General features: G+C 44.7%; 8 protein-coding genes. 2 read left to right on the top strand and 6 right to left on the bottom strand.

Features of this window, described 5'->3' with window-relative positions; all coding sequences use genetic code 11:
- On the top strand, positions 1–379 hold a 379-nt coding region (locus BMY60_RS14045; protein ID WP_143057463.1), incomplete at its 5' end, for an IS66 family transposase.
- A gap of 69 nt (positions 380–448) precedes the next feature.
- Here the strand turns inward: BMY60_RS14045 and BMY60_RS14040 are convergent.
- The 4 genes from BMY60_RS14040 to BMY60_RS14025 are packed head-to-tail and all read right to left on the bottom strand — an operon-like array spanning position 449 to position 5,675.
- The gene (locus BMY60_RS14040) at positions 449–1,729 is read right to left on the bottom strand and encodes a lysine N(6)-hydroxylase/L-ornithine N(5)-oxygenase family protein (protein WP_090334472.1); all 1,281 of its coding nucleotides are present in this window, start codon (positions 1,727–1,729) and stop codon (positions 449–451) included.
- Positions 1,722–3,461, bottom strand: coding sequence for an IucA/IucC family protein (locus tag BMY60_RS14035; RefSeq protein ID WP_090334471.1), 1,740 nt, complete (start codon positions 3,459–3,461; stop codon positions 1,722–1,724). Before BMY60_RS14035 ends, BMY60_RS14040 begins: the two co-directional genes overlap by 8 nt.
- Positions 3,458–4,273 (bottom strand): GNAT family N-acetyltransferase, encoded by an 816-nt coding sequence (locus tag BMY60_RS14030; RefSeq protein WP_090334474.1) that lies wholly within the window; start codon positions 4,271–4,273, stop codon positions 3,458–3,460. Before BMY60_RS14030 ends, BMY60_RS14035 begins: the two co-directional genes overlap by 4 nt.
- Positions 4,266–5,675, bottom strand: coding sequence for an IucA/IucC family protein (locus tag BMY60_RS14025; RefSeq protein WP_218141712.1), 1,410 nt, complete (start codon positions 5,673–5,675; stop codon positions 4,266–4,268). The genes BMY60_RS14030 and BMY60_RS14025 overlap by 8 nt, the downstream gene beginning before the upstream one ends.
- A 457-nt stretch (positions 5,676–6,132) precedes the next feature.
- On the opposite strand from BMY60_RS14025, the gene BMY60_RS14020 reads away from it, so the two are divergent.
- On the top strand, positions 6,133–7,326 hold the full coding sequence (locus BMY60_RS14020) for an MFS transporter (RefSeq protein WP_090334468.1): 1,194 nt from the start codon (positions 6,133–6,135) through the stop codon (positions 7,324–7,326).
- A 196-nt stretch (positions 7,327–7,522) separates the two neighbouring features.
- Here BMY60_RS14020 and BMY60_RS14015 read toward each other — a convergent pair whose 3' ends face one another.
- Positions 7,523–8,344, bottom strand: a complete 822-nt coding sequence (locus BMY60_RS14015) for a calcium-binding protein (RefSeq protein WP_090334466.1) — start codon at positions 8,342–8,344, stop codon at positions 7,523–7,525.
- A gap of 413 nt (positions 8,345–8,757) precedes the next feature.
- Positions 8,758–9,438 (bottom strand): PEP-CTERM sorting domain-containing protein, encoded by a 681-nt coding sequence (locus tag BMY60_RS14010; protein WP_090334464.1) that lies wholly within the window; start codon positions 9,436–9,438, stop codon positions 8,758–8,760.
- Between the last annotated feature and the right edge of the window lie 138 nt (positions 9,439–9,576).

The following is a 9,576-nucleotide window of genomic DNA, read 5'->3' as shown; positions in this document are numbered from 1 at the left end:
ACACTATACGGCGCATTATCGGACACTGTTGCAACAGGCAGAAAAAGAATGTCCGCTTCCAGATAAAAAACCCGCTCGGCGCGGGCGGGTTAAACGAAGCAAAGCCCGTAATTTACTGGAACGATTGCAACTTTATGAACAGGATGTGCTGAGATTTATGACCGATCCCATCGTCCCCTTCACAAACAATCAGGGCGAAAACGATATCAGAATAGCCAAAGTACATCAGAAAATATCCGGTTGCTTTCGTTCAAAAGAAGGCGCTGATATCTTCTGCCGGGTACGCGGCTATCTGTCTACTTGCAGAAAAAACAATGTGTCTGCCAGCCAGGCATTCATGCTGCTTTTCGACGGAAAATTGCCTCACTTTATACTGTAAGCTGCCTTTAGGTTGGAATTACGCTGAACAGTTACCAATTTTATTTCAAACCCGAGCATAGTTGGGTTGTCATTCAACAAAAGCGTAGCTTAAAAAATTAGGCGCAAAGTTTTCTGTCTGATAAATTGCATTCTCAGAAACCGAATTTGTTATTACAGCTGAACGCCATGCCATCAGGCTGGTTTGCGGCTCAAAAATCCCGTGTTCGTAACGGCTGAAATTCTGCACAAAAATTTTGTTTTGTGCATGACCGTCCCACTGAACAGAAAAATCCTGATTAACGCGAAAGCAGCCGTCTTCATCAAATTGAATCAGATGGCTAATAGCTTCGATGAATGATGGCACGCCGTTTCTAAAACCCGTGCATAAAATAACAATATCTGCACTCAGGCGTTCATGTTTCAATGTAAAGCAGTTTGAAAAGCACAACTGGTAGCGGTTGTTGAAATTACTGACACCTTCCAGTTTGCGATAAGGAAGAATTCTAAATTTAACCGGTGATTGATCAACATTTTGTACATAGTAAAGTTCGTTATAAAGATTTTGCAAGTAGCTTGGCGTATTTCCATCACTGGTTAACTTCTGGTAGTCGACAATTCTTTTCTTCAACCGGGCGTCAATCGTAAAAAACGCTTTTGCATAATTCGGACTGAAATACTCATTGACAAAAGCCGATTCGTCTAAAGGTTCCAGGTTTGGCCTGCTGGAAACAAGTGTAACTGATTTTGCAAAACCCCATTTTTCTTTCATTACATTTCTAAAGATTTCCACACCCGTCTGACCACCACCGACTATGACCACATTTTTATCCCGCATATCAGTATGCTTTAAGAAAGCGGATTTTGCATGAAAGCAGGTTTCACTGATATGCGGCTCGGCGCATGCCGGTATTCTGGGATTAATACCAGTGCCTATACAGATGCTTTTTGCCTTGAATTGCTGCGCACTATTACCAATAATGAAATATCTGCCATCATAACCCAGTGTGTCAACGTTGAAATTAAACGATAATCTCTCAGGCATTTGACGGGTCACCCATTGACAATACAATTCAAATTCCTTTCTTGTCACTACCTGCCGGTTGGTATTCATAAACGCATGAAAAAGACCGTTTTGCACAAGATAATTTAAAAAAGAGTACGGGTTTGTCGGATCAACGCCTGTTACAAGATCTTTCAAAAACGCAGTCTGCATATCCGAATCAGGAAACATAATTTCCGAATGCCATTGAAACTCGGGCTTTTCATCAAAAAAATGTGTTTTTAATGCGTGATTCTTTGTCGAAACGGCGGCCAGACTCAGATTAAAAGGGCCAATACCTATACCTGCCAGGTCCAGTGCATCATCCATAAATGCTTTCCTTATTAACCAAGGGGTTATCAAGCGGACTTCCAAGCTGCGGTTTGGGCCGTTGCGCAGAATCCTGATACCCAATTTCAAAACGTACCTTATTTAAAAGAACGCGTTGAATTTTGGACGTTAGCAAACTGGGCGTATTGGATTGTGTTGGATAATTTTTTTCGTAGGCAGAAATAATTGAACCGAGTAACCCGTAAAAATATGCTTCCTGAAAACTATGCGAAATATAAAGCGCCTGCGAAATAAATCTAAGTACTGAAACAAAATGACCGGTTATCAGATCATAGATAATGTGCCCGGAAGGCAGGTAATCGAGCGCATTCAATACCTTGTCTGTAAATATTTTTCGCGTCGCCAACGGCAGGTTTTGATTTAACCGCAGATCGCCCTGAAAGTCTTTAATGATCAAACCCGAAGGCATATTGTTTTCCAGTTTCAACAACGTATTTTGGCCGTGTGCAACCAGACCGATTCCGTATTGGGATTGCAGGTGATACAGTGGTATCACAACCTTGTTAAAATAATGCGCCAGCCATTGCTCAATAGACAGCTTCGACTTTTCTATCAGCGTTCCTATCAAGGAATGACCGTCTCCATCCAGATATGACAATGCGCCGGTCATCAGGCATTTCTCATTACCTTTCAACTTTGTCAGGCTGGATTCCCGCCATATTGCCCCCAGAAATTCTTTGTAGCGGTATGGTGCATCTTGAATGTCACTATAGTCCGGCGAAACATAACTAAAAGCAGCTACATCCATTAGACAATCGGTATTGGCGGCAGCAAAGACCGCATCTTGCTTCAGGATGAAAGCCATTCCTTCTGAGACTTCCGAAGCGATTGAAATATAACGTGACGGAATACCTCTGATACAGGAAGTATTTAAAATCGAAATGGGCAGCTTTATATCCAGTTGCTGCTTGTTTTGACAATTTGAAAAAGTTCTGATCGATATATGCGGTTTGTAACAGTCTCCCGCCCGTGCGAGAAAAACAATATTTTTGCAATTGATATCTTTTTGAAAGAAGAAACGGATTTTATTTTCCCACTGCCATGCATGCACCGGCACAATAAAATATGAATAATAATTAATATTATTATCATTACATAATTTCTTTAAATAATTAATTTCACTTTCAGTCAGATCGGCAGAGATAATTTCATCGAATGATTTATTCTGCCGGCAGTTAACTGTCAGCAGATTCTTTCTGATTGCTATCCGTAAGAATTGAGTTTCCCTGTCATTTTCCGGCGCGAAGCTTAATAAATCGTTCGGCGCCCAACCAAGCCTGCCTTTGTTTAATAGCAGCTTGGGATGTCCGTTCAAAAGTGTTTCTAATGCAGAGGAATCCAATTGATAAAGCTTGCTCACTGCAACTTGCTTTTGAAGCAATATCTGATCACTAAAAAGCGTATGGTGCATTTCCTCCAGAAAGTTGGCGAGTGTAATGTCGCTCATCTTTGTCAGATGTTGCGTTTCTTTAAAGAAACGTGCTGCGTCCGGCTTTTGACCGTCATTTCGTCTGAGTGTATCAGCCTTGATAACCAGATCGCCCCAAATTCCCTTGAATGCTTGAAAATGGTAAATGATTTCGTCACAAATTTTTAGAATGCAGCTGTTTTCTCCTCCTTCTTTAATAATTGAATCAGTAAAGATTTCTTCAAAGTACAGCTCACCGATAGCCTTAGCAATCAGGTTTCTGTTTGCGACATCCCAATTCATAAGTGCTCACCGACAAACAGTCTCTCCCGGGTGCACTCTAAAAGCACAGCGCGCTTATGCGGGAAGTCGAACTCTTTTATTCTTCTCCAGACTGGAAAGGAATCCACATACTGCAGCACCTTCTGGTTATCCCAGCGGGGTTCGGCCATGATTTTTATCGTTCTCGGATCGTCCAGGAACAGGTAGTGCACCACGCATTTCAGCGCTGCGTCTGTATTTTTAATACCTAAAAATTTGCGGTTACCTATTAGAAAATGAAAACCTCTATCATAATCGTGACTGTCATAATAAGGCCCCAGCCTGTCTTCCTTTGTCCAATAAAATTCGAAATAACCAGCCGGCTCGCCATTAATTTCCATGATCACGGGAATCAGATGCGGATCAGCCAAATTTTTTTCTATGTATTCACGGTGTTTATCAACGCTGCCTTCCAACTCCCAGTACACAGAGACCCGCTTATTGTTATGCCATGAGGAAAATACCGCCAGATCTTTTCCCGGATCTATTACTCTGAATGTCACAGTTTTGTCGATTTCATAAATGTACCGCTCATAAAGCAGTGCGTTCTTTCCCGGGTTGTATCTCACCGGGTGGGAAACATCGTTGGTTTTCATCCAGCTGACCGGATAAAGCGCGCGCTCGGGCGATTTAACCCAGAAACATGGAAACTGAAAAAATTCACTGCGTCTGATATTTATTACCTGATCCTGCAACTGTATATCAACGTTGGATACGCCAGGTCTGAAATGATCTTTTAAGCGTTTTTCCTGTTTCAGAAATATATTTCTCAGTACCGGATTAAATTCATGCATGGCAGACATTTTTTGAAATTTTATACAGTGGATTCTCGATTGCGTTATAAATATCCAAAGGATTTTTTTCGGTATTTTCATTAACCCCACGCAAACAACAGAAAAAATTTCCTTTCTGTTTTAAGGTGCTTGAGTGCAGCAGATAATCGACAAATGAGCTGTCCAGCAGCGCACTGTTTTTTTTATCGCACAGATACTGGTAGAGCATGCGCAGCATTTTTTGTTCGGCGCAGTCGCACTGTGTCGCCAACGCGTTGATCAGACTGAAGGTGGAGTTGATAATGAGATAGTAACCCAGCAGCGCGTGCGCCATATGGCCATCCAGAATGTTGCCGTTGTCTATGTTGAGCGATGGAACCTCCGTCTTCATTTTTTCATAGCCAAGCCGGGTATAGCCTGTACCCTGACAATCCCTGAAAATTACGCCAATGGGGTAACTGTCAACAAGTTGAACAATGATATTCTGCTGATGCGCACCAAAGAGTATGCCGTAATTGGCTTGAGCCATGACGAACGGATCAAGCACATTTTCCAGATACATGGAAAACCATTGTTCGGCATCAACATTTCGCGCTGACAAAAATCCTTCACCCAGATACGGATTCGGCTGGGTTAACGTCGACAGCACAATCGATTCCTTTCCTGCAAACACACTGAAGGGATTCTCTCTGATGAGCACGATGGTCTCAAGAACAATCGGTTTCGATGCGTGTTTAATCGCCAGAAATGATGGTTCATTCAGAATCATAAAATTTGCGTGCGCCGCAAGAAACTGCCGGCCGTTTGTTGATTGCATCACTTCATGAACCTGCAGCCCTCTGACAACTTCGACAGTTTGCAGATGTCTGATTGAATTTGTAATTCTGAGAGAAAGTGAAAACTTAAGCATGTAATCGCTATCTTCACAATAAATTGTGCGCAAGGAACTCGTTGCACGCCACTTTAACTTGCCTGTCTTTTCAACAGGTATTAATTCTCTGTTGTTTATCAGTTCAGTGACCTGTTTATTTTTTCCCAGTGTATTGAACTGCCAGGGATGAAATGGAAAAGGCAGATACGTTCTGTCTGCGTTACAGCCCAGATCCTGTTCAAACAGATCCGCGTACCAGTCTTTATCATCAAAGTATTTTGAGTGGTTCTGAAAAAAATATGATTTACTGAGCAAGCCCCATTTGAGAGAAAATGCCTCTCTAAATTCGGGGGTATACAATTGATGGTCACGCTTTTTAAATTCCGCTTTGCTCTTGGGGCATGGATGAATATTGTGCCCCAGCAATAGCGACTGCTCGGCATCTATAAAAGACAGGCGCGGTTTTCGAATAAGCGCATCAAAATCCGGCTGCCTGTATCTCAAAATATCCATCAGATTCCGGCAGCTTTCCAAAACTCTCGAATAAAGCATGTGCATACCGTCAGTTTTGTTGCGCTTGTCTATTATTCCAAAAAGCTCCTGGATAAACACTTCGAAACTTATGCATTCTTTATGTGTACCGGTAGTTCTGTAAAAGGCGGCCTCAAGGGCGTGACACCCAACGCTCGAATAATTTCCCAAAACAACGCTTAATGTTTTGTGCTCACGACTAAACACAATTTCATTATTCTTTATCTCAAAATCACGCCATTCCCTTAACAGTGAATTTATCAGCGCAGTGGCTGAAAACTTTTCCGCAAGCTGCTGCATGCTTGATTTCTGCTGACTCCTCATTGATCCACAATCCGTCATTATTCAGAAGTGGCTAAACGCCACGGCTGTCTTGATAAAGTATTTATCCCATAAGATAACAGCCAAATTATGTAAATGCAAATCATTTGTATTTGTGTTATCATTTTTTAAATTTTTAATGTGCTCCGACACAATCATGCCCTTAAAAAAAATATTCATTACGCCTTCGATCAAATATGCGCTACCCATCGCGCTTACAGGCGCCACACAGACGCTGTTGATCATTACATTACCGGTAATCACCGAATTAACCGGACTGAAAATCAGTCAGATAAGCCCGGTTTTTGGATTGGCTGCATTTGCCTTCCTGGCTGGCGGTTATGTGTGGCCAAGACGGGTCGTCCCCGGTCACCGGCGCAGCTTTCTGAAACAACTTTTGATTGCGGCAACTGCCAGTCAGGTTTTATTTATTATCACCTTATATGCCGGCGCAATTGAATTATTTGGCACCGCTGTTATGATAACCATGCTATTCGTTACGCGTTTCAGTTACGGACTGGCCGCTTCGGGAATATATCCCATCACGCAGGCCTGGCTGATCAATGAGTGCGCGGAATCCGGGCACGCGCGCCATACCGTATTGACGCATCTGAGCGCAACTGTCAGCGTTGCGCGCATTTTCGTACCGTTGCTGGCGGCAGGTCTTGCCATATTCCGCCCGGAGATCGCGCTGGTTTTATTGATTGGGTTGCCGCTTGTAGCGCTTTTACTGTTACCTGGCGAATCCAGTCAAACCAGCGTATACAACGATGAGACACCCGCAGCGCCCGCTAGCCGCTGGCCGGAAACCACCATTGCCATCCCTACCGTGCTTGTTCACATGAGCCTTGGACTCACGGAATTTATCATTGGTCCTTACCTGGCGTCAGAGTGGCAAATTACACTTGGCAGCACGCTAATTTATACAGCGCTGCTCCTTGTCGTCATCGCTGCCTGCATGATGCTGGCTCAACTGGCAAGTCTACATTTTCGCCCCAGGCCCGAGCGAATACTTGCCTGGTCTCCAATCGGCATGGCGTGCGGTGCTGCGCTTGCGGCCATTTATCCGGCAGCACTGCCAGCGGGACTGATATTCGTCGCTGTTTCATTCGCACTGCTGTTGCCGGCTTCTGCTGCCGGTGCTGTCATTCACCATAATCCTCAGACGCAAACGCGCGCGAGTGCCGGCCTGTATACAGCACGCATACTTGGGCATCTTCTGGGTGTCAGCATTGCCGGTCCGCTGTTTGAGATTGCGCCAAATCTGCCGCTGTTTGTTGCTGCAGCAACTGCACTGATGGCCATACCAGCCGGCGCCGAGTTGCGGGAAGCATTGATAAGACACAACTGAACATCGTATAGAAAACAAGAAAACGGCAGGGCAGTTGTTATTGCGCAGCCATAGGCAGCCGCAACCTTCAATCCGGCCAAAATAAACTACAGTTACAATTTGTGAACGAATGACTTAGACAATTGAAGACGCGGATTATTGAAGCACCATGAACAAAACCCGGCGTACAGGAATACGCCGGGTTTTTAGTTAGGGGTTATGCCGTTATTGTAAAGAAATCAGCAAGATTTGCGGTGACGTCGTCAATCACAACGCCGACCAGATCAATGGTGCTTCCCGCACCCAGATCAACGATGGTTCCAAAGGGATCTTCACCGCCTGCATCACCATAACCAGTCAGGCGCGCGGCAAAATCATCCGCAATTGCGATGCCAGTACCATTAATATCGGCGGCGATCATGAGCTGGTCTGTCTCGGCGTTAAATCTGAGGACCATGTCATTACCGTCATCGCCTCTATAGAAAATTTCATTCGAGCGATCGTCTCTCGTGCCGGTTCCATAAATCTGGTCGTCACCTTCCTGGCCGTACAACTGATTGTCACCCGAGCCGCCGGAGATCCAGTCATCACCCGCATTACCAAGGATAATGTCATTTTCTTCACCGCCAAATATAACGTCCGAATCATCGCCGCCAAGAACGATATCCTCACCCAGCGAACCATACAATGCATTGATGCCGGTCACACCGTAGAGTGTATCGCCGCCCTCGTTTCCGAAAAGCTGATCATTACCCCAGGCACCCCACAGCAGATCATCGCCGGGCCCACCTTCAATCCAGTCGTTATCTCTACCGCCATAAAGCAGATCATCGCCATCTTCACCAAACAGCACATCATTGCCGGATTCCGCATAAGCCACGTCATTGCCGTCGCCCAGATAAGCAACATCATTCTGGTAACCCATTCTGACCCCGTCATCACCGTCGCCGGCAAAAACAACTGATGGGCCTGACGTCCATATTACTTCAGTTTCATCTGAACCAAAAAAAAGGCCACTACCGCGTATTATTTCAGTCATGCTTTAACTCCTATAGATTGTTAATTAATTCATTGCCGTGCGCGGTAATCCGCGCGGTTTCTGTGTCCGGCAACGATTCGATGTACTTGCGCACATTGCTTGCCGTTAAATGCCCCACACATTAATGAGAATTATAATCATTTGTGTTTTTATTATCAATTGAAATATTTTACACTTTCATAAATGGCACTGGCTATGCCTGCCGCTTGCCATTGTTTTCAACCGTATCTGCATTGCCTATTAATCTGGAATAAGAAGCCGTGCTAAGGAGCCGCGAATAAATAAGTGTGACAATTGGGCGCGTCCGGCGGGATGCAATGCAAGGCGGGAGGATGAGTCATAGCACAAGCCATGGCGACGACGAACAACGCCGCAGTGTACCCGCCAGATGCGATCCAGGGTGTTACAGTTATTTATGAACGACTCCTAAGCACAGCGATAATCCCAAGCCCCATTAAAAACAATATCCCCGGTTCAGGCACCACACGCAAAGCAGAATCAAAAGACATAATCTGGTAATTTGGCTCCAGCTGAATTGTAATCACCTGCGTAACCGAAAACGGCTGATTTATGCCGCTGACTTCAACACGTCCCAAACCCTGGCCAAAACCGTAACCACCGCTAAATACGCTGCTACTAACTGCAGTCGCGCCAGCAGTATCAAAGAGCTGGTTCGAGGTGTTATAGTAATAATCCGCCATTAGCGTATTCAACGGATTCGCGCCCAGCCTTCCGGCAATGCCTGCAGTTAAGTAACCGAAAGGATCTCCATCAAGCACAAAATCATTATCGGTAATTTCTATGGTTAACGTCCCGCCATTCACGGACGATACGGCGAGCTGCTGGATATACAGATCGGCCAGAACATTACTGTTGGGCGGATACGGTTTTGATGTCCCCAGTGTCCGAGACAGAAAAAAATTCGGCGTACTGAATGATGCGGTTAACAGGCCCGGTATTCCGCTATTATCAGGCGCTGCATCTGTTCCGCCAATTGCATCCTGGTCTGTTACCGTTATAACGGTTGGTGGACCTGTAAGCGGTGTATCCGTTATCCGGACCATTAATGTGGCGTAGCTAACCTTAACGCCCATTGACACGAGGAACAGGCATATAAAAAATCGTTTAATTATTATTCTAAAGTTTCACGCTTTTTTGGAAGTGGCGATCTAATTTCATTGATTTTTTGTGATCAGCGATTTTCTTTTGGGTAAGAAGGCAGTCCCGATATT

Source organism: Nitrosomonas sp. Nm51, from assembly GCF_900111165.1.
Lineage (GTDB): Bacteria > Pseudomonadota > Gammaproteobacteria > Burkholderiales > Nitrosomonadaceae > Nitrosomonas.
Note: the sequence above shows the minus strand (reverse complement) of the source record. Positions and strands in the feature narration are given on the sequence as shown.